The organism is Haladaptatus sp. DYSN1 (assembly GCF_029489995.1).
In the GTDB taxonomy this organism is placed as follows: domain Archaea; phylum Halobacteriota; class Halobacteria; order Halobacteriales; family Halococcaceae; genus QDMS2.
In genome coordinates this window covers 1,922,269-1,944,724 of the sequence record NZ_CP120470.1, presented here as the reverse complement: position 1 = coordinate 1,944,724, position 22,456 = coordinate 1,922,269, and the positions used below count along the sequence as shown (strand labels likewise).

The following is a 22,456-nucleotide window of genomic DNA, read 5'->3' as shown; positions in this document are numbered from 1 at the left end:
ACATGACAGTACGGGCGGCGATGCCGGACGACACCGAGGGGATACTGGCAGTCGCACAGGCCTCCTGGGAGACGGATTATCCGACGATTCTGAGCCGTGAGACGGTCAGCGCAGGCGTGGCCGACTGGTACGACCCCGCCACCATCAGGGGCGAACTGGAGCGGACAGATACGGTGATGCTGGTGAAGACGGACGACGGGGCGGTCGAAGGCTTCGTCCACGCGCTCTGGAACCACGACGAGGGTGACATCCTCCGGCTGTACGTTCATCCTGACGCCCGCCGGAGCGGCGTGGGCACGGCCCTCCTCCAGAGCGCCGTCAACGAACTGTTCGACCGAGGGGTGGACCTCGTGCGAGCGATGGTGCTCAAGGACAACAACCTCGGAAACTCGTTCTACGAAGATTACGGCTTCAGCCTCGAAAGCGAGAGCGAGACGTACATCGGCGGGGAGCCGTACCCCGAATCCGTCTACGTCCTCCACCGCCACTGAGTTGGCGTCTCAGTAGTCGATGACGGTAATTTCGTCAGACGGCCATTGACTCAGAATCTCGACGCCGTCTTCTCTGACGACGACCATCTCCTCTAGGCGCACGCCCTGGCGCTCGGCCGGTTCCTGCGTTTCGACTGCCATCGTCATACCCTCTTCGAGTTCGATGGGGTGGTCTTCGGAGATGCCCCGCCAGATGAGTGGCACTTCGTAGAGTTGGAGGCCGAGACCGTGAGCCCAGTGGTTCGTCGTCATTTGCCAGTGGTCGGTCGCGCCGTACCAGTCTGCGTGCTCGCCTTCCATGTCGGGGAAACCCTTGCACACCTCGTCTGTGGTCGCGCCGGGTTCGATGCGGTCTAAGACGGCGTAGAGGTTCGACCGCGCGAGTTCGTAGGCCTCCTCCTGTTTCTTCGTCGGTTCCCCGAGCGAGAACGTCCGGTAGTAACACGACCGGTAGCCGAGATAGCCGATGTTGTAGAAATCGGCGTACACGAGGTCGCCAGGCCGGAGGATGCGGTCGGTGGTGTTCGCCTGGTGTTTCGGCCAGGTGTTCGGCCCGGAGGTCAGGTAACCCCCGCCGACGAACGCGCCGTGTCGCCAGAGTTCGCGGACCGCCTCGCCCCACACTTCGGATTCGCGCATCCCGGGGCGAGCGACCTCCTTGATTTTCTGGAAGCCAGCCTCGCAGATGGCTGCGACCTGTCGCAGACACTCGATTTCGTCTTTCGTCTTCGTCTTCCGGGCCGTTTCCATCGCCCGGGCGCACTTCTCGGCTTCCACCTGCACGTCGCGGTCCTCGAACGCGGCAACGAGGCCGCCATTTGCCACGTCGATACCCATCGGCTGGTCTGCGACGCCGTACTCTTCCATCGCCTCCACGACGGTTTCCGCCATGGTGTCGAGCAAGAATCGGCGGGCCGAGGGACTGCCCGAGGCACGCGGAACGTTCCCGAGGCCGGGGCAGGCGTAGCGGATGTCGTCCAACCACGAGCAGTTGAACCGCTGGTTGCTCGCGTGGTCTGCGGTGTCCCAGTGGACGACCGACCCGTCCTCGGTGAGGAGCGTGTAGTGGTCTGCACCGCTGCCGCCCGTCATGGCGAGGCCGGTCACGTACCGGACGTTCGGGTCGTCGATGAGCAGCATGCTCCCGAGTCCGGCTTCGTTGAGTTGCTCGACGGCGCGCGCGTGGCGCTCTTCACGCAGTCGCTGGGTGTTGATGCGGTCTTCCCAATCGACGGCTTGCGTGCCGCGGGTCCCCTCCATAAAATCTCGACGGTAACGCGTCATACTGCATCAAACACCAACGACCGTGAAGAAACTTCGCGCCGGACAGGTGGCACGTCCCTTTCAGTTGTTCCGCGCTCGGTCGGTCCAGTCGGGTTCCGCGACGGTGGTCTCGCCGACACCCGTAATCGTCGAAGTGACGAAGATGCGTCCCTGCCCATCGTCGTCCTCGACTTCGAAGACGATTTCGAGATACCGAACGATGCCGTCTTCGTCGACCAGCAACACCGCCTCTGCGTTCGTGAACGTCTGGTTCGTCGATGGGTCGACGTCCTCTTGCAGGTCGCGGAAACTCTCGACGCCACGCGCCTCGTAGCGCGTGACGGAGACGCCGCCGAACTCCTCTACGCCCTGCTGGGTCCACGTCGCGCCATCGACGGTATCTCGAACGATTTCGAGTTGCATCGCCTCAGATACGTTGACCGGGTCTGGTCCTTCGGGGTCGTCGTAGGGGTCACTGCCCTGCCCGTATTCGGTCACCTCAGAGTCGTTCGACAGGAAGTAGTTCCGCTCGAAGGAACGGTTACCCGTCGTGTACACCGCCGTCTCGATGACGAATTCCTCGAACACGAGACGGTTCGTCCGGAGGGCCTGCTCCGCCGTCAGGTCGGCCCGCGTCGTCGTCCAGAGGTCGAGATTGCCGTCGGTCGTCTCGAGCGTGATGTTGAGCTGGTTGGTGAAACTCCCAGCGTCGGTCAACGCCGTCTCATGGTCGGCGACGAGCGTTGCGGCGTCCAGTTCGTCGCCCGATGCCGTGTACGGGTCCCCCAGTTGCGTCGTCGTCGCTGTCGTGGTGTCACCGTTTCCCCCAGTCGTCTGCCCGTCGATAATGCCCCCAGAACACCCTCCAAGAACCATCAGCAGGCCAAGGAGGACCGACAGGTACGCAGAACGGCTCATATCCCGATATTCGATGGGCAGGGGCTTAACCGTAGAACCCACGGCATCCACACCCAGTCGCGGCCAGTACCTCACGTTTTATTGTGATAACCCGAGTCTGCTGTGCGTATGTACAAACACGTCGCATTGCTCGTCCGGAAAGCGGGGATGACCCACGAGGAGTTCGTCGATTACTGGCAGACGAACCACGTCCCCATCGCCCGCGAAATCGAAGGCGTCGTGAAGTACGCCACCGTGCTCCCCGTCACGCCCGAAGCCGCCGAGTTCGACGGCCTCGCAGAACTCTACTTCGAGGATTTAAACGCTCTCCACGACGCCCTCGGGAGCGAGGGTTCGCGGGATTACGACCCGGCGAAAGGTAAAGCGAAGGAAGCCCGACAGGACGTTCACGAGACTCCAGTAGGGTCTCGTGAGCCAATCGGAATCTACGATTCCGATGACGTGGACAACTTCCTCAACATCCACCGTCGCCCGCGGTTCATCGGCGAGGTCGTCACCCAGCGAGACGACGTTGGGGGCGACACAGACGGCCTCTACAAGCACTCTGCGTTCCTCGTGCGCAAAGACGGGATGACCCACGAGGAGTTCGTCGACCACTGGCAGAACAACCACACGCCAATTGCCCGGGAGATTGAGGGCGTCGTCAAGTACGACACCATCCTGCCGACCGACCCCGAGAACGCCGAATTCGACGGCGTGGCTGAACTTTATTTCGACGACCTCGACGCCCTCCACGACGCCCTCGGCAGCGAAGGCTCGCGGGACTACGACCCGGCGAAGGGGAAGGCAAAAGAAGCGCGTGAGGACGTGAACAACTTCCTCTCGATTGGCGACCGCCCGCGCTTCATCGGCAAAGAGACGGTCCAGAAAGACGAGACGAGGGACTGACGATGGACCGCGAGGCGCAGGTCAGGGAGGCGTTCCCGGAGGTGGCGGAGATTCTGGACGAAGACCTCCGCCAGAAAGTGGTCGAAGCGTGGTCTCGGGGCTTAGAACGCGGCGGGTGGCGCGACATCGACGACCTCCCCTACGCGTGGAACATCCACGAGGTGAGCAACGTCGACCACACCCGCGGCGTGGTCAAAATCGCCGTCGCGAGCGCGGAAATACAGCGGGATTTCCACGACGCAGACCCCGACTTCGACGTGATTCGCGCCGCCTGCCTGCTCCACGACGTGGGCAAGTGCTACGAGTACGTCGCGCACGTGGACGACGACCTGACCGACCCCGACCCCACCTACGTCACCGAGGAGATTCCACACTCGATGTCCGGGTACGCGCTGGCCCACGAAGTCGGCGTCCCACTCGAGGTGCAACGAGCCATCCCGCACTTCATCGGCGAAATTCCAAAGCGGACGATGGAGGCCGAACTCGTCAAAAGCGCGAATTCGGCGTCCTCGAACGCCATCACGCAGGCGGAGATGGGGATTAGTCTCAAAGAGTGGGTCAAGCAGTACTCCCAGACTCAGGAGTAGCGGGCACGATTTTTTGGCGGAAGGCGGCGAAGGAGTGGGTATGCACGCGAAGGTCAACCTCGACGAAATCGACGTCCGTGAGGTCGGCGAAGAATCCCCTCGCCTGAAAGCCGTCGGCTACGAACTTCGTCCCCAGAAGATGCGCCCGAACGTCTGGGTGTTCGAGCAGGGCGACTGGCTGAACCGTCACAAGCAGAAGACCCAAGAGGAACTCTACCACGTCCTGAGCGGGACGTTCGAGATGCGCTACGAAACGGAGACGGAGGAACTGAATGCGGGCGACATCGTCGTCGTCTCACCCGAAGAAATCCGCCAACTCGTTTGCGTGAAACCCGGTGAAGTGTTCATCGTCGGTGCGCCGAACGTCAAAGACGACGGAATCGTGTTGAACGAAGATTAGAGCGGTTCCAGCCCCTCTTCCTCGCGCAGCACGTTCACGTACTCTCGAATCCCGGTTTCGAGGTCGTACTCGGGGTCGTAGCCGAGGTCCTGCTGGGCTTTGGTCATGTCCAGCACTTGCGTCCACGGCAGTTCGCCCTCGTCTGAGACAGAGAGGTCTGCGTCCGGAATGACCGTCTTCACCACGTCTGCTGCCTCGCGAATCGTGGCGAGTTGCCCGCGGACGTTGTAGACGCGCTGGCTGAGGTCTTCGTCCGGCGCAAACGCGGCGAGTCTGAAGGCTTGAGCGATGTCGCGAACGTACTGCCAGTCGATAATCTGGTCGCCGTATTCGACCGCGAAGGACTTACCAAGGGCGGGGCGCTCTATCATCTGCGCGAGGAACGCAGAGCCACCGGTTTCGCGGTAGGGACCGTAGGCCACCGTCGGGCGCAGGGCGACGTGCGAGACGCCGAACTCCTCCAGATACACCTTTGCCTGGTGTTCGTTGTACGCCTTCGTCGCGCCGTAGAGGGTGTCGGGGTAAATGAGGTCGTCTTCGGTCACCCACTCGCCGTAGTTGCTCGGCGGAGCGTAGGCAGCGGCGCTGGAGGCCCACGCGACGCGCTCGACCTGGTCTGAGAGCGTGCGAGCGGCCTCGAAGATGTTGTTCGTCCCCTGGATGTTCACGTCCATCGCGGCGCGCGGGTCGGCCTCCGCGGCCGTCGTGAGCAGCGCGGCGAGGTGGACGATGCGGGTCGCGCCCGACTCTTTGACCGCTCGGACCACAGCGGTCGGGTCGGTCACGTCGCCGCGAACCACCGTCACGTCGTCTGCGACGCCGAGTTTTGCGAGACGAGTCGTGTCTGTCGAGAGGTCGTACGCGACCACGTCGTGGCCTGCGTGGACGAGGTCCTGGGCGACGTACGCCCCGATGAAGCCGGTGCCGCCGGTGACGAGTACCGTTTCTGCCATTGTCACGAACGATGTACGGAATTGCGAAAAACGTTGCCGTGGCCGACGCTACGCCTATCTATCAGTCTGACGAACAGTAGTGTGTGGTGGGCCACGATTCGACGGTCGAGGAAACGCTCTCTGCCCTCGATGGCAGGTCGACGGGGTTAGCGAGCGAGGAGGCCGCGCGCCGACTCACGTCTCATGGCCCGAACCGCCTCGTAGATACGTCGGGGCGAGCGCCACTTACGATTCTCCTCGCGCAGTTTCGAAGCCCGCTCATTCTCGTATTGCTCCTCGCGGCGGCGTTGTCAGCGGCCATCGGAAATGCCATCGACGCCCTGCTCATCGCCATCATCGTCGGGGCCAACGGTGTGTTTGGGTTCGCTCAGGACTATCGCGCAGAACAGAGTTTGCTTGCACTTCGTGAGTTGGCCGCACCGGACGCCGTCGTGCGCCGGGACGGAGCAGTAACGCAGATTGCGGCCTCCGACGTCGTCCCCGGCGACGTGCTCCTGCTGGCCCAGGGAGACGCCGTTACCGCGGACGCCCGCCTGATTGCTGCACAGGCACTCGCCTGCGACGAGGCCGCGCTGACCGGCGAAAGCCTGCCCGTGGAGAAATCGACGGCCGCACTTCCCGCCGCCACGCCCCTCGCAGAACGGTCGAACATGGTCTATCGAGGGACGACCGTCACTCGCGGCCGGGCCGAGGCCGTCGTCGTCGCGACGGGGATGGAAACCGAAGTCGGCCAGATTGCGGGGTCGCTCGCGACTGCCGTCGAGCCACAGACGCCACTCCAGCGCGACCTGGACGAACTCGGTCGTCGTCTCGGCCTCGGCATCCTGCTGGTGTCGTCGCTGCTCGCCCCGCTGCTCGTGGTGCTCGCGGGAACGGGACTCGTCCAGGCGGGGCTCACGGCGGTGTCCCTCGCGGTGGCCGCCATCCCAGAGGGATTGCCGGCAGTCGTGACCCTCACCCTCGCGCTCGGCGTTCGGCGGATGGCGGGCGAATCCGCGCTCGTCCGGTCGCTTCTCGCAGTGGAAGCGCTCGGAACGGTCGACGTCATCTGTACGGACAAGACGGGCACAGTCACCGAGGGTGAGATGACCGTCAGTCGAGTCTGGGTACCGGACCGCGTCGTCGACCTTTCTGAACCTGCCGTCACGGATTCGCAACTCACGCAGTTGTTCGAAATCGGCGTCGTCTGCAACGACGCGACGGAGACGGTGGGCGACCCAACCGAACAGGCACTGCTCGCTGCGGCCCAGTGGTACGGTCTCGACCCCGATGCGGTCAGGGAAGCCCATCCGAGAGTGGACGAACAGCCATTCTCCGCCGAAACTCAGCAGATGATGACGGTCCACGACGACGTGGCGTTCGTCAAGGGGGCACCCCGCATGGTCCTCGACCGGGCGTCACACGTCCGCACCGAGGCCGGTATCGTCACCCTCGACGAACCGATGCGAGCGCGTATCCTCGAACAGACAGAGGCGTTCGCCGCACAGGCACTTCGCGTGCTGGCTTTCGCCGCTCGAACGAACGACGGTCCGCTCGTATTCGTCGGATTACAGGGGATGCTCGACCCACCCAGAGCGGAAGTGAGCGCAGCGGTGGCCGACTGTCAGCGGGCGGGCATCGACGTGAAACTCGTGACGGGGGACAACCGGACGACGGCAACGGTCATCGCAAAGCAGATTGGGCTCCGAGGGGCGACGCTCGACGGGACGGAACTCGACGCACTCTCGGACGAAGCACTCGCCGAGCGAATCGACGACGTCGCCGTCTTCGCTCGGGCGACGCCCACCCACAAGGTTCGCATCCTCGAAGCCCTGCAAGCGCGGGGGCACGTCGTCGCCATGACCGGTGACGGCGTCAACGACGCACCCGCGCTCAAACGGGCTGACGTGGGCGTTGCGATGGGAATCCGTGGAACCGACGTGGCCGCCCAGAGCAGCGACATCGTCCTGCTCGACGACAACTTCGCCACGATTCGCACCGCGATTCGAAACGGGAGGGCCGTCTTCGACAACATCTGGAAGTTCGTCGCCTACCTCCTCTCGGCCAATTTCGCGGAGGTGGTGCTGGTGTTCGTCGCGTCGCTCGCGGGCTATCTCATTCTCCCCGCCGTCCAGTTGCTGTGGATCAACCTCCTCACCGACGGCCTGCCCGCACTCGCTCTCGGCGTCGACGAACCCGGTGAGGACGTGATGGACCGGACACCACGGGCGAGTGCGACCGGCATCGTAGACCGGCCGCTTCTCGGTTTCCTCGGCGGGGCGGGCCTCGCCGCGGCGCTCGTCATGCTCGCGCTCATGGTGGTCGTCCTCGATGGCGCACCCACCGTCACCCCCTACGCGCTTACGATGGTGTTCACGGGATTCGTCCTTCTCGAATTCGTGAAACTGTTCGTCGTCCGCTGGTTGCGCGAGACACCGTTCGTGAACCTCTGGCTCTTCCTCGCCGTAGCAGGGTCACTTCTCGCACAACTCGCCGTCGTCTACTCCCCGCTTCGCACGTACTTTGGGACGGTCCGACTCACGATTGCGGATTGGCGGCTCCTCGCTGTCACCGTCGCGGGGGGTGGCGTCCTGTTCGTCCTCGTCGCGCTCCTCGTCAAGCGATTCGACGCGCGGACTCACTCGTGAAGACCGCCGACACTGGCGTAGAACGACGACTGGAGCGTGTCGGCCATCCGTTCCTCGCGGTCGATGCGCACGTCCACGACGGTCGGGCGGTCGGCCGCTCGTCCGGCTTCCAGTCCCGCTCTGAGTTCCGCGGGCGTCGTTGCGCGAATCCCGTTCCCGCCGAGAGCGTCGGCGACGGCGACGAAATTGGTGTCCTGGAACTCGACACCGGGCATCGCTGGGTCCATCTCCCGGACCATGCCGAGGCTCGTGTCGTTGAGCACGACGTAGGTGGGCGCGACGCCGTACTCGACGGCCGTCTCGATGGAGGTCATCGTCATGGCGAACCCGCCGTCTCCGGCGACGGCGACGACGTGCTTGTCCGTCGCGAGCGCGGCACTCACGGCTGCCGGCCCGGCCCAGCCCATGCCGCCGACGCCACCGCTCCCGAAGTAGGTGCGCGGTGCGGGCGTCTGTAGGTAATTGAGCAACCAGAAGCGGTTGTTCCCCGAATCCGCGGTGACGATGGTGTCCGCGTCCACGACACGTTCGATTTCTTTGACCGCCCGCTGGGGTTTGATGGGAGAGGCATCCGACTCGCACTTGGGGGCGGTAAAGTCGCGTCTCGCTTCTTCCGCACGCTCCAGTGCCCACCCGGCGGTTGCTTCCCCGCGTGCGGCGAGCGCGGCGAGCGTCTCCTTCGCGTCCCCGATGAGGCCCACGTCCGCGGGATACACCCAGCCGGCGTTTCGCGTGTCCGCGTCGGCGTGGATGATGGTCTGTTCGTCGGGGCGGATGAAGTCCGGGGCCTGCCAGTTCGAGTCCATCGGATTCAGCCGCGAGCCAACGACGAGCAGGACGTCCGCCTCGCTTACGACACGGTTGGCTCCCTCGTGGCCGAACGACCCGATGACCCCGGCGGCCTGCGGGTGGGTCTCGGCGATGGTCGATTTCCCGAGATAGGAGGTGGTGACCGCGCAGTCGTATCGGTCGGCGACGGTGACGAGTTCCTCGTAGGCGTTTGCGGCGTGGACGCCGTTTCCGGCGACGATGACCGGTCTGTCTGCCCCTTCGAGCGCCGAGACGGCATCGTCAAGGTCCGCGTCCGTGGGCTGTGATTTCCACGTCTTCGTCTGCTCGACTGCATCCCAGAGCGGTGGAACGGGGTCGTCGGGAACCTCCTTCGAAACTGCCCCTCCGTCCAGAATGACGGCCGTCGGACCGGGTCGGCCGCTCGTCGCGTGTTTGAACGCTAGTTGGACGCTCCGCAGCGTTTCTACCGGGGTTCGGGGGAACCAGTGTTCTTTCGTAATCGCGCCGAGGATGTCGGGCAGCGAGAGGCCGCCGTAGTCCCCGCGGGCCTGCTGGTAGGGCGCGAGCGTCGAGTACTCACCACGCTCTGAGGCCTCCGTGAGGACGACCATCGGCGAGGACCCGAGTCTGGCCTCCATCTGCCCGATGGCTCCGAGGCTGCCAATCCACGGTCCCTGCCCGGCGAGGACGCCTGGCTTTCGAGTGAGACGGCCGTACATCTCTGCCATCACGCTGGCTTCGCGTTCGTCGCGGGGGCGAACGACGTCGATGGGCGCGTCTCCGAGTTCCTCGAACAGTTCGATGACGCGGCCACCCGGATAGCCAAAGACGAATTCGACGTCCAGTTCGGCGAGGGTTTCGACGATGTGAGTTGCGGTGTTCATTCGGCGAGTGAAAGTGGTGGTTCGTGGGCGAACGGTCGGACCAGTGGTCGCATGGGATGTGAGTCACCCGCACGTCACTTTGTGCTTTCGGTGGGGTGGGACGGACAGACTGGACGACAGCGAGGGATTCATTACGTCTCGTGGACTGTTACCACGCATGCCAGAAACGATAGTTCCCCCGCGCGAACGCACCTGCGAGCGGTGCGGTCGCCACGACGTGTGGGACGACGCGACGGAGAACTGGCGAATCGCGACGGTAGACGGAACGAAGGCGGCCGGAAACGCCCACTGCATCCACGAGTGGGACATAAACGGCACGTACAATCCGTTCGGCACGTAGCCCGAACGCTCATTTTGGTGCCCGCGAATAAAAATCTCGATGCCGACCGTGTACATCACCGCGCCGCCCGACGCGGCCGGAGACATCGCCCGAGTGCTGGTCGAAGAGCGCCTCGCAGCGTGCGTAAACCGGTTGCCCTGTCAGTCGGTGTATCACTGGGAGGGGACGGTTCACGAGGACGACGAAGTCGTCATGTTCGCGAAGACGACCGGCGCACGCTACGACGACCTCGTCTCGCGGGTCGTGGAACTCCATCCCTACGACGTGCCGTGTATAGAGCGGTTCGACGAAGACGGAATTCTCGACGCGTACGCTCGCTGGCGTGACGACGTCGTGAGTAAATAGCGGCGGGGAGAGTTAGTATATCGGCCCCGGGGGCGTGCCTGCCCCCAGGTCCCACCCCACCTGTCACAGAAACGCCGGTACAAGCGAGTAACGGTCGGTTTCTGTGACGAAAGTGAAACCGGGTATGGCAGCCCCGGGCAAAGCTGCCATACCGGTCATTGCCGGTTTGTCAGAGGCACCCGGCATCTGTTCATTTGCTGGCGTACCTATTTACTTCATTGCCTGCATACCTGGTCACAGTGTGAACAAGAATATATAAGAGTTTTCGTTGTTTATTAACAATTATCGACCCTGTTCGACATGTTCGCGCAGTGAAACTCCCGCTAGCGACGGAAAACTAACATTGAACCGTGACACAGGTGAGGTATGTTCCCCGTCATCTCGTATCTCGACTGGATTGCCGGTAAACCGGCACAGGTCACCCACGACCTGGGGTCGAGTGACCTGCGGTCGAGCAACCCGTCTTACACCCGCGTCACACCCGCTGTCCTCTCTGGCCTCGACGACCCGCCCGAGGACGTCACCCTCGAATCACAGATTGCCGCTGCCTACGGCGTCGAACCAGAGCGCGTCCTCCTTACCGCCGGGGCCTCGCATGCGAACTTCCTCGCCGTCGCGACGACGGTCTCAGCAGACGGAACGCCCGAGGAAGCGGCCGACGAGACTGCTCGCGACCAGCGCATCCTCGTCGAGAAGCCGGGTTACGAGCCACTGGTAGCGATGCCAACCGCCCTCGACATCCAGACCGACCGCTTTCTCCGAACCGACGAGACTGACTTCCAGCTCGACCCCGCGCGGGTCGAAGCCGCGCTCACCGAAGAGACGGACCTCGCGATCGTCACCAATCGACACAATCCGTCCGGCGTGCTGAGCAGTCGTGAATCCCTCGCGGACGTCGCTCGCCTCTGTGGAGAGTTCGACGCCCGATTGCTCGTAGATGAGGTGTACGGGTCGTTCGTCCAGGACGCGGTCGGCGACGCGGCGTTTGGCGGCGTGACGGCCGCGGGCCTCGAACACACCGTCGTCACGGGGTCGGTCACGAAGTTCTTCGGGCTCGGCGAACTGCGGGTCGGCTGGCTCATCGCGGACGAACCGTTCATAGAACGCGCCCGCCACATCTGCCAGTACGTCCCGACAGTTGCCGGGCCGAGTGTCGCCCTCGCGCGTCGGGCGTTCCACAATGCAGAGACGCTCGCGGACCAGGCACACGCCCGCCTCGCGACGAACCACGCACAACTCAGCAGCTTCGTCGCCGACCGACCTGACCTCCGAGGGACGATTCAGCCGGGGTGTACCTACGGCCTCCTCCAACACGAGGCGCTCGACGGCGACGAACTGGCCGAGGCGGCGTGGGAGGCAGATATTCTCATCGTTCCCGGCCGATTCTTTGGCGTCCCCGAAGGCTTCAGACTCGCCGCTTCGCGGGCTCCGGAGGACGTCGAAGTCGGACTTTCGGCCTTCGGGTCGCTGCTCGACGACCTCTGACTCGCGCTGGAACACGCCCCCGGCGTCGTCGCTGCGTCAGACGCTCAGCCAAGAGTTAAGGCCCCGTGGACTGACCTCGAACATATGGACGCAATGCCGCAAGAAATTACGAGCCTTGTCGGCCGTGAAGTTTACTCCAACAACGGAGTGTTCGTGGGCGAAATCGAGGACATCCGACTCGACTTAGACCAGGAGGTCGTCACGGGGCTCGCGCTGAGCCAGCTCAACAACGACCTGTTCCGGAGCAAACTCGACGGCCACCGGGGCGTCATCATCCCCTACCGCTGGGTCCGTGCCGTCGGCGACGTAGTGCTCATCAACGACATCGTAGAGCGCCTGCGCCAGCCGGAAGAAGACGAAGAAATCGCCGCTTAATTTCCGTTTCCGCTTTCGCTGCTGCCACTTTCGACGCCCATCGCCTGGAACAGCTTCCGGCGCACCGCTTCTTCGACGAGCTGGAGCAGCGTATCCCGGTTGCTCTCTGTTGCCTCGATACCCGTGAAGATACCGAGTGGAATCGCTACGCTCGCGTCCGTCGAGTGGCCCGTGGCCTCTCCGAGTTCGCCGAAGGCGTCCTGCAGGACGTTTCGGATGTTGAGGCGAATGTCCTTCGACCGGGCTGCGAGATAGATGGTATCGTCGTCAAGGGCGAACACGGCCGTCGTCGTGATGCCCTCCAAGTTCAGGAGGTGCTGGGCGGCCTGCGTGAGGGCATCGCGGTCCCGGATGAATCCCGCATTCGAGACGAGGTGACTCCCCTTCACATCGCGGTTGCGAATCGCTTCGGCGAGCACGTCGAGCGTTTCGGGGCTCATCGACGGCGATTCGACCTGTTCGAGTGTGTCGTGGTCCGCGAACGGATAGAGGTACGCCGCCGCCGTCAGGTCCGCGGGCGTCGTGTCGCGCTTGAAGTCGAGCGTCTCTGCGCGAATGCCGTACAGCAACGCCGTGGCAACCTCCTTGCCGAGGCTCAGGTCGAATTCCTGGACGTACTTCGTGAGAATCGTCGACGTAGAGGAGACGTTCGGGCGCACGTCCATGAACGCCGCGTCGTAGTCCGGGTCCGGTTCGTAGTGGTCGATGAAGATGTCCGCGTTCAGTTGAACCGCGTTCTCCGCGGCTTTTGCGTGGTCAACGAGCGCGATGGTGTCGTAATCGTCGAGTTTCACGTCGTCCTGCGAGACGAGGTCGATGCCGAGGAGGTTCACGAACGCGCGATTCTCCTGATGGCCGATTTCCCCGTCGTAGAGGATGTCGGCCTCGACGCCGCGGGCGCTAGCGATGGCCTGCAACGCCACCGCGCTCGCGATGGAGTCCGGACCCGGGTTGTCGTGGGTTATGATGGCCATCTTCGACTGCGTGTCGTCGATGACCTCGGCCAGTTGTTCGGCCTTGTATTCGAGTTCACCGCTTTCCAGTGCGCGGAGGGCGGAATCGGCGATGACCGACGACGGGTTGATGACCACGTCTGCGCCGGCCTTCGTGAGTTCGTCAGCGGAAACGGGGTCAGACGCCCGGACGACGATAAATTGCTCCCCGCCGCGCTCGCGGATGTTCTCTACGGCCTCGCGATTCGCGGCGACGTCAGAAGAGAGAATCAGGATGACGTCCGTCTGGTCTAGGTCTGCGATGACGTCCTCCTCGCGGATGTCCGCCGTCTTCGCGTTCAGGTCCTGGTCGCGAAGGGCCTCTACGCGTCCGGGGTCCTGATCGAGAATGAGGACCTCTTTCCCCTCGCCCACCAGCTCCTCGGCGACGGCGTGCCCGACGCTACCACAGCCAAGAATCGCGTAGGACGACATCGAAGCCATCGTGATGCCTGTACTCATCGTAATCGGAATATCCAGCGGACGATACTTATAATACCCACCTTTTGTCGCTCACAGGTGACGGTTTCGTCGCCCGAGAATACTCTGATTCTCGGTTCGCGCCCCGAGTAAATCCCTCTGTCGGCGAACCGTTATAACCCCCCTCGAAAACGGTTCACGTCAGCTGAGTAACCGGCTCGCTGTCATGGGACGCCGTGGCGCTCTCTACTCGAAACACAACCTATATTAATCAACCGCCGTTAGGTGAATTTGCGTGGGCCGGTAGCTCAGTTAGGCAGAGCGTCTGACTCTTAATCAGACGGTCGCGTGTTCAAATCGCGCCCGGCCCGCTACATTCTATCGCGAGCAACTCCGCGAGCGATTGCTGTGCGGAACCGAAGCGATTTGAACTAGTCGAGTCGCAGCGGCGAGCGAAGCGAGCCGACCGTCTCGGCGTAGTTCAAATTCCGAGGAGACTCCGTCTCCTCGATGGCACACGCGCCGCGTGTGCCTCGCGTCCGGCCTCTCACTCCTCCAAAATCGCCCGTACATCGGCCCGAATCCAGTCCAGCACGTCCGCCTCGAACTCGTCGGGGTGGGCGAGGTGGCGAAAGTCGTTCATGATGCGGACCATGGCGAGGAGCTCGTACAGTGGGTTCAGTTCTCGAACTTTTGCGACGCCGCTGGGTGCGGCAGACTCGTACCCGGCGAGCATCGCGTCTCGGACCAACGCCCGGCGGTCCGAAACCTCGGGGAGTCCGGCGAGGTAGGCTCCGCTGGTCAGGTACACGGCAAACTCGAAGTCGAAGGGGGCGGGGACGGCGAGCGTGTAGGCCCAGTCGAGCATCGCGGTGAGTGCGCCCGTCTCCGTGTCGATGAGGAGGTTGTGCAGGCCGTGGTCGTTGCGCCCGATAACGGAGTCGAACGGCCCGGAAAGGGCGTCGATGCCCGCGTCGAAGTGGGATTGGAGGTCGGGCGTCAGGTCGGAGAACCGAGAGTCTGCGTGTCGGTCGAGTTCGCTCTCGACGCGCTCGCGGAGGTACGTCGGCCAGTCAGAACGTGGGTTGGCGACGGTGAGGCTGTCGAGGTCGCCGCTCGGGCGGTCGTTGGTCAACTCGGGGCCACCGACTCGAACGTGGCCGAAGCCATCGACCGCGGGCAGCGAGTGCAGTTCCCCGAGGCAGGCACCCAGTTCGCGGGCCAGTCGTCGGAGGGCGTCGTCGCTCATCCGAGTGACGTGTTCGTAGGCGACGTCTTCGCCGGGCAGGGGGCGCATGAAGAAGTACGGGGTCGGGAAGGTGTCGTGGTCGTCCGTGGCCCACAGCACTTCGGGGACGGGAATCGACGTGTGCGACGTGAGCAGCGCCTGAATTCGGGCTTCGGTCGGGATGCCCCACGTCTGCCCGTCGGGTGAGATTTTCACGTACGCGACTCGCTCCGTCTCGTTCTGCGAGATAGTGGCCCGATAGACCGAGCAGAAACCCCGTTCGGCAGGCGTCGCGGTCTCGAATTCCACCCCCGACATCGCGGCGTGAACCATCTCCGCGACCGTCGCGTCGGAAACGTCGCGGGCGTCGGGGACGTCGTCCATGCGTGAGATAACTTGTTGTCAAGTAGATAACTTTCGGAACGAACGCGGTGAGTCGACGGATTCGGTCACGGAGGCCCCGGTTCGTTCGCATGGTCGGCACTGAAGTTGTTATACGAAACCGAGGCAACGCCTGGGTATGCCCGCGAAAACGAGCGCGAAACGACCTACGACCCGCGAATCATGGCCACGTTTCCCGAGGCGTGGCTGACGACCTGCTCGGTAATCACCCCGTAAACGATTCGTGCGCCGTCGGTTCGCTGTGAGAGGCCCACGCAGACCGTTTCGAAGTCAGCGATGGCATCGAGAATCGCCGCGTCGATGTCATCTGAAACGACGACGGACGCGTCGTACTCGTCCGGTTCGAGCCCCGCCTGTGCCGCGATATCGTCGATGGTGGCCCGGCCACGGCGCTCGGCCGATGCAGGGTCGCCGCGAGGCGGGCGGACAGTGAGCAGCGTCGGCTTCGTCCCGCTGAGAGTCGCGAACTCGGCTGCACGGCGGGCGATGACCGGCGCGTTCGGGCCGGGTGCGACGAGTGCGACGGGTCGTCCAATATGCCCGTCTCTGAGCGTAACGAGCGACACGTCGCAGGGTGCGTCAGTGACAATCGGGTCGAGGACGGGGCCGAAGACGAACTGGCCGTCGTCGAGCGTCCCGTCCCAGCCGAGGAGCACCTGCGCCGCGGCTTCCGCGCTGAGCACGTCGAGAATTTCGACGGCGGTGTCCGGGGCGACGATAGCCCGCGTCCGCAGGTGAACGTTCATCGCTGTGGCGATGTCGTGGGCCGCTTCGAGCAACTCTCGTTGGTGGTCCACCCGGTCGGCTTCGACGTTCTGGAGCGGGGATGGGTCGTCTTCGATGACGTTCACGGCGACCAGTTCCGGCTCGCCATGGTCGTCGTTCGCGTGGGCACTCGCTGCGGCGAGCCTGAGAAGTCCGCCCTGCGTCTCGGGGTTTGCCACGGGAACGACGACGCGATACACGGACGCGGGGACCGTCCGGAGCGCCTCACGGAGCAGTCCCTCGCCCACGACGCGCCCCCGCGCGTAGGCGAAGTACCACATTATGCCGAGGAGGATGATTCCAGAGCCGATGAGAATGATGACGGGGGCCATCTGCGAAACGACGACGGCGGCGAGAACCACTCCGAGGATGGGGACGACCGGGTACACCGGGAACGGAAGCCTGAACGAGGGGTCGTACTCGTCCGGGTCGGCCCGTCGAAACACGATGAGCGAGAGGTGGACGAGCGAGTAGGAGACGAGGAAACTGAAACTTGCCGCTTCCGCGAGGAGGGCAATGATGGCTTCGACGCGGAGGCCGAGCAGAATCAACCCGGCGGTGAGGACGCCAGTCGCGACGATGGCCCGGTGTGGCGTGCGGAATCGGTCGTGGCTCACGTTCAGCCACTCGGTGACGAGGCCGTCGCGGCCCATGGCGTAGACGACGCGGGAGGCAGCGAGAATCGAGGAGTTCGAACTCGAGATGGCGGCGATGACGGCCGCGAAGACGATGCCGAAGACGCCGGCGACACCGAGGTAGACGGCAGCCACGTCGGAGACGGGAATCGGAGAGTCTCGCAGTGTTTCGTAGGGAACCACGCCGGTGCTCACGAGCATGACGAGCACGTAGAGGATGGTCACGAGAACGACAGAGAGGAGCATCGACAAGGGAATCGTGCGACTCGGATTCTTGATTTCGCCCGCCACGGTAGCGATGATTTCGAAGCCGAGAAACGAGATGAACACGACGCCAGTGGTCGCAATGATGCCGCTCGGTCCGGTGGGAGCGAATGGTTCCAGGTTCACCGGGTCGATAAAAAAGATGCCGACGGCGACGAAGACCACGATGACCGCCGTCTCGGCGCCAATCATGAGGTTTTGGAGAGAGCTCGACTCTTCGGTGCCGTAGTAGTTGACGCCGATGAGAAACAGCAAGCCGAGGAGGCCGAGCGCGATGACGAAAACACGCCCATCAATGCCTGGCAGTGGTGCGACGATGTACTGGCCGAAGCCGACCATGTAAAAGGCACTCGCGAACATCAGGCCGGTCCACATCCCCCAGCCGACGATTGCGCCGAACAGGCTCCCGAGCGCACGGTTGACGTAGTGATAACTGCCGCCCGCAATCGGCATGCCGGTCGCCAACTCCGAGAGCGAGAGTGCGGCGAGCAGGGCGACGAAACCGGCGATGGCGTACGAGACGGCACTCGCTGGCCCAGCAAGTTCGGCGGCAATGCCCGGCAGGATGAAGATGCCTGCGCCAATCATCGTGCCCCCGCCGAGGGTCATGGCCTCGAGGAAGCCAAGTGTCCGTTCTAACTCGCCGCTGCCGTCAGTCATGGCCCCTCCACGCCCTCCGCGTGACGGGCGTCTGTGTCGCCATCAGGCCACGTCCCGGACGATGAGCGCTGGAATCTCGATGTCCTCGATAATCCGTGAGGGCACGTCACCGATGATGCGCTCGCGAAGCGAGGGTTCTGTCTCGCCCAGGATGACGAGGTCGAACTCGCTCCCGAGCGCGATGATTTCGGCCACGGGGTCGCCGCCCTCAGACAGCCGTCGGTGTATTCGGTCGGTTTCCACCCCGAAATCGGCGATTCGGTCGCTCGCCCCCCGGAGCAAGAACTCGCCCTGACTTGGGTCTGTGTCTTCTGGGATTGCGTGAAAGAGCGTGACCGTCGCCTCGCTCGCGAGCAGGAGGTCTGCAACTACCGAGACGATTCGTTCGAGGTTCACGTCGCCGCGCAGCGGAACCAGGATGCGGCCGATAGCAGTCGTGTCACCGCCGGCAAGCACCGCGTCGCAGTCGTACTCGTCGGCGATTCGGTCGATGGTCGCGGTACGGTCGTGGGTAAACACGAGCACGTCGGTTACGCGCTGCCTGCCAGCGACAATGTCCGCGAGACGGCGCGTCGATTCCGCCCCGTACTCGTCTTTGATGAGTGCGGGTTCGGCCTGGCTCGGCACCGGGAAGTAGCCGAGCAGGACCACGTCGATCGGGCCGAGCAGGTCGAGAATCGAGAGCGACGGCGTCTCCGAGGCGGAGATATCGACCGGCACCAGAATCGTCAGGTCACGGGACAGAACCATCGTATGGTATCTATTCGCATACAACTGGTATCAATTCATCGTGGCGACAGCACGGCAGGGAGCGTGATTTCACGGGCGAACTGCCCGAACACAAGAATCTAACCAACAATGTATGTAGAACCGCTACTGCCTTCACGCCGTTTGGTTCTCGTAGGTGCTTCGGTTCTGAGTGGGTCGGTCGTGAGTGCTCGGATTCGACCACGTGGCTTCGTGGGGACCCGTCTGGCAGAAAGCCATCGACGTCGCCTACGGACCACCAAACGACCGGGTACGCACTGGATTGGCCCACCAGACTCTCGGGACCACCGAGAAGCAGTACGTTGAGGTTCCCTACCAGTACGACGACGCATACGAACCGCCGGCATCGTTCAGCGTCTCACAGGCCCTCCACGACAAGCTACAGGCTGATTTCTGGAACGTCAGCTACCGCCTTGAGATTCAGGGCGGCGAGACGCTCGAGGGTGACCACCTCGGTGGCATCGTCTCCCGAAAGACGTTCAACAGGGTTGGGATTCACGACCGGGCACAGGTTTACGAGTTGGATGGACAGGTACACACGCTCCGAACCGCGGACCGAACGCCGCAGTTCGAGGAAACAGAGTTGTCCAGGTACGACGCAGAAGCACTGCCCGGACGCTAACACTCGTTTTTTCGTTCGATGGGCAGCATCGACGCCAAATTTCGCGAGTCTACACGGTTCGAGGCAGAATACCACGGGTCACCGGACCCGTGGGTGAATGCCGACCCATAGTTTCACAAACAATCAAGTCGAATAGAGTGATAGTGATGGCGACTACTACCAAACCGCGTAAAAAGACCTTTTACGCACCGCCATCACGTTGCGATACTGAGAATGCGGTACCTCTCAAAACCCATTCAACGAGACTGGTAAAACGGGTACTGTCGGGTCGTGGTGGAGCGACCGACCCTCACGGACCACGCAGTGGTTCGGGTGTTACTCTCGAAGACACGAGGACGCACGTCCGAGTGCGAGGGGAATTAAAGTCCGTTGCCGTGGCGGTGCAGACGTAGACACGGACGCCACGGGTCACCCGACCCGTGGTACTTCACAGCAGGTATCGAGAGACGAAGATGGCAGCGAAGACGATGGCGGGGACGGTGCTGAAGCCGGTCAAAAAGAGTACGACCAGCCGTCGTCCGGGCCGCCGAACACGAGTAGAGAGGAACGCCCCGAACGACAGGACGGCCGTCGGGAAGAGAAATTGCACGGCGTTGTCCGCGAGAAGGTAGACGTCGTTCGGTCCAGCGATACCGGGTTGGACGTACGGCCCGGTGGTCCCGAGGACGAACAGAAACCCGGCGAAGAGGCCGAATATCGAGGCGGCGAGGCTGACGGTGGCCACGACGGCAAACCACGTCTGGTCACCCGGTCTCGAAAAGGCGTAGAAGACGCCGAGTGCGACGATTGCCGGTCCGAGAGCGAGCGCGTAAACCGCTGCCTGTACGTGCTCTCCCCCGAGCGCGTATCCCGGAACGGCCGTCGCGATGGTGACCAGACACAGTACGGCGAACGTGACCGTCACCCAGAGCGGTCGCCGTGCGAGTAGCTGAAGGGCGATGTTCATGTCAGCATTTCACGAGGAATTCGCATAAGTATACCCTGCCTAACGCTCCCCACGGTCCCCGTTAAAAGTCGGTCAGCTTCGCCTCTGTCGCCCCTTTTGCGTCACGACCAAACTCCGAGAGCGCGACGAACTCTAGGCCGTTGTCGCGGAGGGCGCGTTTCACGCGCGTCGAGGCCGAAGGTGCGACGAGCATCCCGCGGACGTTCTCGTTGGTCTCTTCGTAGAGCGAGACGTACCGCTGGAGCTGGTCGAAGTGGTTGAGCGTCGCCTGAATCCGTTTCACCTCGATGACGACGGGGACACCCGCGTCGTCTACAGCGTAGAAGTCGATAAACCCGTACTTCGACTCGCGTTCGTGTTCGACGATGCGGATGTTGTCGCCAAGCACGTCCGGGTTCGATTTGATGAACTCGTGCATCTCTGCTTCCGTGCCCGACTCCTCGTAGGTCGCGCCGTCTACGGCATCGAAGCGGGTGAGTCCGTAGGCCTCCTCGATTCTGACTTCGACGCGTTCGCTCGGGTTCGTCCGCCGGGCGAGGAGGACCGCGTCACCGTCGCTGAGGCGCGCGGAGACGCTGCCGCCGCCGGGCATCCAGTTTACCGGCTTGTGGCCGGTTGGCTGGTGAACGAGAAACGTCCCGTCCGGCTTGGCGACGAGAATGCGGTCGCCAGCGGCCAGAGAGCCGCTCGTCCGCCCCTCGTAGGTGACTTCGCAGCGTGCCTGAACGGTGAGCATCGACCCGTCGCGGGCGGCCGCCTTCGCGGCGTCGACCACCGCCGCCGCGTCTGGAGATTCGAGTTGCGAGATGGGCATTCGTCTCGCATCTACGCTGCCGGACAGTCATTAAGGGTGGAGATTCCACCGTGCGTAGAATGTCCCGACCGGCGGTGCACTGCTGAGTTCGACACGTTGACTCGACAGGCTCCGTTAAAAGCCGTTTCTCGTCGACTGTACGCGGACGAAGGGGTAGTGGTCGAGGTACTCGACGAGGCGCGTGCTCCCGAGGTACCCACTCGGGGACTTCTCCAGTTCGATGTACTGGAGGCCATCTTTGAGGTACGTAGAGAGCACCTGACGGGAGGTGTCTTCGAGGTAGGCGACGAACTGGTCTGAGACGAGTCGGGGGTTCATCACGTACGAGATGACGTCCTGTTCGCTGATGAGGTTCGCCTGCGACCACGTTCGCAGATTCCTGAGTTCCTGCTCGCCAATCGATTCGAAAAACGAGTGAGCGTGAACGGTCGCGAACAGCGGTCGATACCCCTTTCGGTCGAAGATCTCCTGGATTGCTTCCGTGGGTTCGTACTCACCGTCCTGGTAGACGAGGTGATTCTCGTGGATGGGATCGCGTTCGCTAATCATGTCCAGGATGAACAGGCGGTCTTCTGCCAGTAACGTGTCTACGTCGCCGATTTGTCGGTCGAACAGGGAACACAGACGGTCGACATCCAGTTCGAGCGGCGGGATGACCGCGACTGCATAGCCCTCCTCGACCGCTTGCGTCTGGAGATTCGCGAGAAACGACCGGATGGTCGCGAGGCCGTCCGTTTTGAGTAGATTCACGCCGCCTTTTGGCACGCCGCCGCCGGTGAGGTCGTCGAGGCCGATGACTCCGGTCGAGAGCAGGTCGATGTCGAGGTAAGCGTTCGCGACGGTTTCGAGACGTGGGATGGTACGCAAACCTGTAGAAGTGAACTCAGTCGCGAACGTTCGCCGGTCGTGGTCCACCCCGCGCAGTTTGTTGATTTTCGTGAACAGGTGGTCTTCGCCGCCGACCATATCTCGCCACAGCGAAATGACGCCGTGGGTCTTGTACTGGTTGCCGAGGTCCGTGTTCTCTGGATTGCGCTCTGCGGTCAACAGCGTCGTCGCCTCGAACTCGTTTGTAAAGAGGTGAATGAGGTCGAGAACCGCCCGTGAGAACAGCGCGTCGCCGTCGATAATCGGCCGAAGTGCGGTTATCGAGTCGAAGGCGACACGGTCTGCAGGACCAAAGTCACGGAGATAGTTCGCGACGTGAGCGTTTTCGAACGGCACGGGAATTCCCTCCGTGACGTTCTCTCCGGCGAGCGTCGTCAACCGTAACGCGTCTGCGTTCTCGATGGTGCCCCCAGGTTGGGTGTGGAGTGTTCCGATGGTCAATCCCTCGTGGTCGAGGTCGAATTCGAACGGTGCGAACGAATCCGCGATTTCGTCTAACGTCTGCTCGGTGCTGACGTAGACACACTGTTCTCCATCTCGGAGCCCTGTCTGGAGGTACTGCATCGCGAGCGTGCTCTTGCCGACACCGGGTTCGCCGGTGAGCAACACCGCTCGATTCTCTGGAATTCCCCCGCCCAGCGCCCTGTCTAACTCGACATCACCGATAGAAACAGGCATGGCCAACAATTACCCCGGCGTAGCAT

Annotated in this window: 21 protein-coding genes and 1 tRNA gene; 11 read left to right on the top strand and 11 right to left on the bottom strand. The window is 63.1% G+C overall.

The genetic code is table 11. The features are described from left to right. Positions 1–2: 2 nt before the first annotated feature. Positions 3–491, top strand: a complete 489-nt coding sequence (locus P0648_RS10390) for a GNAT family N-acetyltransferase (RefSeq protein ID WP_276247319.1) — start codon at positions 3–5, stop codon at positions 489–491. Between the two features lie 9 nt (positions 492–500). Here the strand turns inward: P0648_RS10390 and P0648_RS10385 are convergent, their stop codons facing one another. Further along, positions 501–1,775 carry a M24 family metallopeptidase gene (locus P0648_RS10385; protein WP_369685090.1) on the bottom strand — a complete coding sequence of 425 codons (1,275 nt, stop codon included), beginning with the start codon at positions 1,773–1,775 and terminating at the stop codon, positions 501–503. A gap of 60 nt (positions 1,776–1,835) precedes the next feature. After that, positions 1,836–2,672, bottom strand: coding sequence for a hypothetical protein (locus P0648_RS10380; RefSeq protein WP_277503885.1), 837 nt, complete (start codon positions 2,670–2,672; stop codon positions 1,836–1,838). A 108-nt stretch (positions 2,673–2,780) separates the two neighbouring features. On the opposite strand from P0648_RS10380, the gene P0648_RS10375 reads away from it, so the two are divergent. From P0648_RS10375 to P0648_RS10365, 3 genes are read left to right on the top strand one after another with little or no spacing between them, the layout of a single operon-like run. Continuing rightward, positions 2,781–3,560 carry an EthD domain-containing protein gene (locus tag P0648_RS10375; RefSeq protein WP_276247322.1) on the top strand — a complete coding sequence of 260 codons (780 nt, stop codon included), beginning with the start codon at positions 2,781–2,783 and terminating at the stop codon, positions 3,558–3,560. Further along, the gene (locus P0648_RS10370) at positions 3,557–4,147 is read left to right on the top strand and encodes an HD domain-containing protein (RefSeq protein WP_369685122.1); all 591 of its coding nucleotides are present in this window, start codon (positions 3,557–3,559) and stop codon (positions 4,145–4,147) included. Before P0648_RS10375 ends, P0648_RS10370 begins: the two co-directional genes overlap by 4 nt. A 40-nt stretch (positions 4,148–4,187) precedes the next feature. Continuing rightward, the gene (locus tag P0648_RS10365) at positions 4,188–4,547 is read left to right on the top strand and encodes a cupin domain-containing protein (RefSeq protein ID WP_276247324.1); all 360 of its coding nucleotides are present in this window, start codon (positions 4,188–4,190) and stop codon (positions 4,545–4,547) included. Here P0648_RS10365 and P0648_RS10360 read toward each other — a convergent pair. Further along, positions 4,544–5,500 (bottom strand): NAD(P)-dependent oxidoreductase, encoded by a 957-nt coding sequence (locus P0648_RS10360; protein WP_277503882.1) that lies wholly within the window; start codon positions 5,498–5,500, stop codon positions 4,544–4,546. The genes P0648_RS10365 and P0648_RS10360 overlap by 4 nt on opposite strands. A gap of 83 nt (positions 5,501–5,583) precedes the next feature. Between P0648_RS10360 and P0648_RS10355 the strand changes: the two genes are divergently transcribed. After that, the gene (locus P0648_RS10355; RefSeq protein WP_277503880.1) at positions 5,584–8,127 is read left to right on the top strand and encodes a cation-translocating P-type ATPase; all 2,544 of its coding nucleotides are present in this window, start codon (positions 5,584–5,586) and stop codon (positions 8,125–8,127) included. Here P0648_RS10355 and P0648_RS10350 read toward each other — a convergent pair. After that, a complete protein-coding gene (locus P0648_RS10350; protein ID WP_277503879.1) occupies positions 8,118–9,803 on the bottom strand; it encodes a thiamine pyrophosphate-binding protein in 1,686 nt (561 codons plus the stop codon). The two genes, P0648_RS10355 and P0648_RS10350, sit on opposite strands and share 10 nt — an antisense overlap. Positions 9,804–9,960: 157 nt before the next feature. Between P0648_RS10350 and P0648_RS10345 the strand changes: the two genes are divergently transcribed. The 4 genes from P0648_RS10345 (at position 9,961) to P0648_RS10330 (ending at position 12,348) form a co-directional block, all read left to right on the top strand. Continuing rightward, the gene (locus P0648_RS10345) at positions 9,961–10,143 is read left to right on the top strand and encodes an HEWD family protein (RefSeq protein WP_276247328.1); all 183 of its coding nucleotides are present in this window, start codon (positions 9,961–9,963) and stop codon (positions 10,141–10,143) included. Positions 10,144–10,182: 39 nt separating this feature from the next. Further along, on the top strand, positions 10,183–10,488 hold the full coding sequence (gene cutA / locus P0648_RS10340) for a divalent-cation tolerance protein CutA (protein ID WP_276247329.1): 306 nt from the start codon (positions 10,183–10,185) through the stop codon (positions 10,486–10,488). A gap of 366 nt (positions 10,489–10,854) precedes the next feature. Beyond that, on the top strand, positions 10,855–11,973 hold the full coding sequence (locus P0648_RS10335; RefSeq protein WP_277503878.1) for a pyridoxal phosphate-dependent aminotransferase: 1,119 nt from the start codon (positions 10,855–10,857) through the stop codon (positions 11,971–11,973). Positions 11,974–12,057: 84 nt separating this feature from the next. Continuing rightward, a complete protein-coding gene (locus P0648_RS10330; RefSeq protein WP_276247331.1) occupies positions 12,058–12,348 on the top strand; it encodes a PRC-barrel domain-containing protein in 291 nt (96 codons plus the stop codon). Here the strand turns inward: P0648_RS10330 and P0648_RS10325 are convergent. Next, positions 12,345–13,802 carry a DHH family phosphoesterase gene (locus tag P0648_RS10325; RefSeq protein WP_276247332.1) on the bottom strand — a complete coding sequence of 486 codons (1,458 nt, stop codon included), beginning with the start codon at positions 13,800–13,802 and terminating at the stop codon, positions 12,345–12,347. The genes P0648_RS10330 and P0648_RS10325 overlap by 4 nt on opposite strands. A gap of 255 nt (positions 13,803–14,057) precedes the next feature. Between P0648_RS10325 and P0648_RS10320 the strand changes: the two genes are divergently transcribed. Continuing rightward, positions 14,058–14,131 (top strand) — tRNA-Lys (locus P0648_RS10320). A 176-nt stretch (positions 14,132–14,307) separates the two neighbouring features. Here P0648_RS10320 and P0648_RS10315 read toward each other — a convergent pair. From P0648_RS10315 to P0648_RS10305, 3 genes are all read right to left on the bottom strand, one after another. Further along, the gene (locus P0648_RS10315; protein WP_277503875.1) at positions 14,308–15,372 is read right to left on the bottom strand and encodes a phosphotransferase family protein; all 1,065 of its coding nucleotides are present in this window, start codon (positions 15,370–15,372) and stop codon (positions 14,308–14,310) included. A 164-nt stretch (positions 15,373–15,536) separates the two neighbouring features. Further along, complete coding sequence (locus P0648_RS10310; protein ID WP_277503873.1) at positions 15,537–17,714, bottom strand: amino acid permease; 2,178 nt, start codon at positions 17,712–17,714, stop codon at positions 15,537–15,539. Between the two features lie 42 nt (positions 17,715–17,756). After that, positions 17,757–18,464 (bottom strand): universal stress protein, encoded by a 708-nt coding sequence (locus P0648_RS10305; RefSeq protein WP_276274894.1) that lies wholly within the window; start codon positions 18,462–18,464, stop codon positions 17,757–17,759. 184 nt (positions 18,465–18,648) lie between these two features. On the opposite strand from P0648_RS10305, the gene P0648_RS10300 reads away from it, so the two are divergent. Further along, the gene (locus tag P0648_RS10300; protein ID WP_277503869.1) at positions 18,649–19,104 is read left to right on the top strand and encodes a hypothetical protein; all 456 of its coding nucleotides are present in this window, start codon (positions 18,649–18,651) and stop codon (positions 19,102–19,104) included. Positions 19,105–19,531: 427 nt separating this feature from the next. On the opposite strand, the gene P0648_RS10295 is transcribed toward P0648_RS10300, so the two are convergent. The 3 genes from P0648_RS10295 to P0648_RS10285 form a co-directional block, all read right to left on the bottom strand. Then, positions 19,532–20,050: a hypothetical protein gene (locus P0648_RS10295; RefSeq protein ID WP_276247337.1), complete on the bottom strand. Its 519-nt coding sequence runs from the start codon at positions 20,048–20,050 to the stop codon at positions 19,532–19,534. A gap of 61 nt (positions 20,051–20,111) precedes the next feature. Then, positions 20,112–20,864, bottom strand: a complete 753-nt coding sequence (gene nucS, locus P0648_RS10290; RefSeq protein ID WP_277503868.1) for an endonuclease NucS — start codon at positions 20,862–20,864, stop codon at positions 20,112–20,114. Between the two features lie 114 nt (positions 20,865–20,978). After that, positions 20,979–22,430 carry an ATPase domain-containing protein gene (locus tag P0648_RS10285; RefSeq protein ID WP_277503866.1) on the bottom strand — a complete coding sequence of 484 codons (1,452 nt, stop codon included), beginning with the start codon at positions 22,428–22,430 and terminating at the stop codon, positions 20,979–20,981. Between the last annotated feature and the right edge of the window lie 26 nt (positions 22,431–22,456).

Coding starts and splice junctions, on each gene's coding strand:
- P0648_RS10390 (WP_276247319.1), top strand. CDS start 3: ATGACAGTACGGGCGGCGATGCCGGACGACACCGAGGGGATACTGGCA.
- P0648_RS10385 (WP_369685090.1), bottom strand. CDS start 1,775: ATGACGCGTTACCGTCGAGATTTTATGGAGGGGACCCGCGGCACGCAA.
- P0648_RS10380 (WP_277503885.1), bottom strand. CDS start 2,672: ATGAGCCGTTCTGCGTACCTGTCGGTCCTCCTTGGCCTGCTGATGGTT.
- P0648_RS10375 (WP_276247322.1), top strand. CDS start 2,781: ATGTACAAACACGTCGCATTGCTCGTCCGGAAAGCGGGGATGACCCAC.
- P0648_RS10365 (WP_276247324.1), top strand. CDS start 4,188: ATGCACGCGAAGGTCAACCTCGACGAAATCGACGTCCGTGAGGTCGGC.
- P0648_RS10360 (WP_277503882.1), bottom strand. CDS start 5,500: ATGGCAGAAACGGTACTCGTCACCGGCGGCACCGGCTTCATCGGGGCG.
- P0648_RS10350 (WP_277503879.1), bottom strand. CDS start 9,803: ATGAACACCGCAACTCACATCGTCGAAACCCTCGCCGAACTGGACGTC.
- P0648_RS10345 (WP_276247328.1), top strand. CDS start 9,961: ATGCCAGAAACGATAGTTCCCCCGCGCGAACGCACCTGCGAGCGGTGC.
- cutA (WP_276247329.1), top strand. CDS start 10,183: ATGCCGACCGTGTACATCACCGCGCCGCCCGACGCGGCCGGAGACATC.
- P0648_RS10335 (WP_277503878.1), top strand. CDS start 10,855: ATGTTCCCCGTCATCTCGTATCTCGACTGGATTGCCGGTAAACCGGCA.
- P0648_RS10330 (WP_276247331.1), top strand. CDS start 12,058: ATGGACGCAATGCCGCAAGAAATTACGAGCCTTGTCGGCCGTGAAGTT.
- P0648_RS10325 (WP_276247332.1), bottom strand. CDS start 13,802: ATGAGTACAGGCATCACGATGGCTTCGATGTCGTCCTACGCGATTCTT.
- P0648_RS10315 (WP_277503875.1), bottom strand. CDS start 15,372: ATGGACGACGTCCCCGACGCCCGCGACGTTTCCGACGCGACGGTCGCG.
- P0648_RS10310 (WP_277503873.1), bottom strand. CDS start 17,714: ATGACTGACGGCAGCGGCGAGTTAGAACGGACACTTGGCTTCCTCGAG.
- P0648_RS10305 (WP_276274894.1), bottom strand. CDS start 18,464: ATGGTTCTGTCCCGTGACCTGACGATTCTGGTGCCGGTCGATATCTCC.
- P0648_RS10295 (WP_276247337.1), bottom strand. CDS start 20,050: ATGAACATCGCCCTTCAGCTACTCGCACGGCGACCGCTCTGGGTGACG.
- nucS (WP_277503868.1), bottom strand. CDS start 20,864: ATGCCCATCTCGCAACTCGAATCTCCAGACGCGGCGGCGGTGGTCGAC.
- P0648_RS10285 (WP_277503866.1), bottom strand. CDS start 22,430: ATGCCTGTTTCTATCGGTGATGTCGAGTTAGACAGGGCGCTGGGCGGG.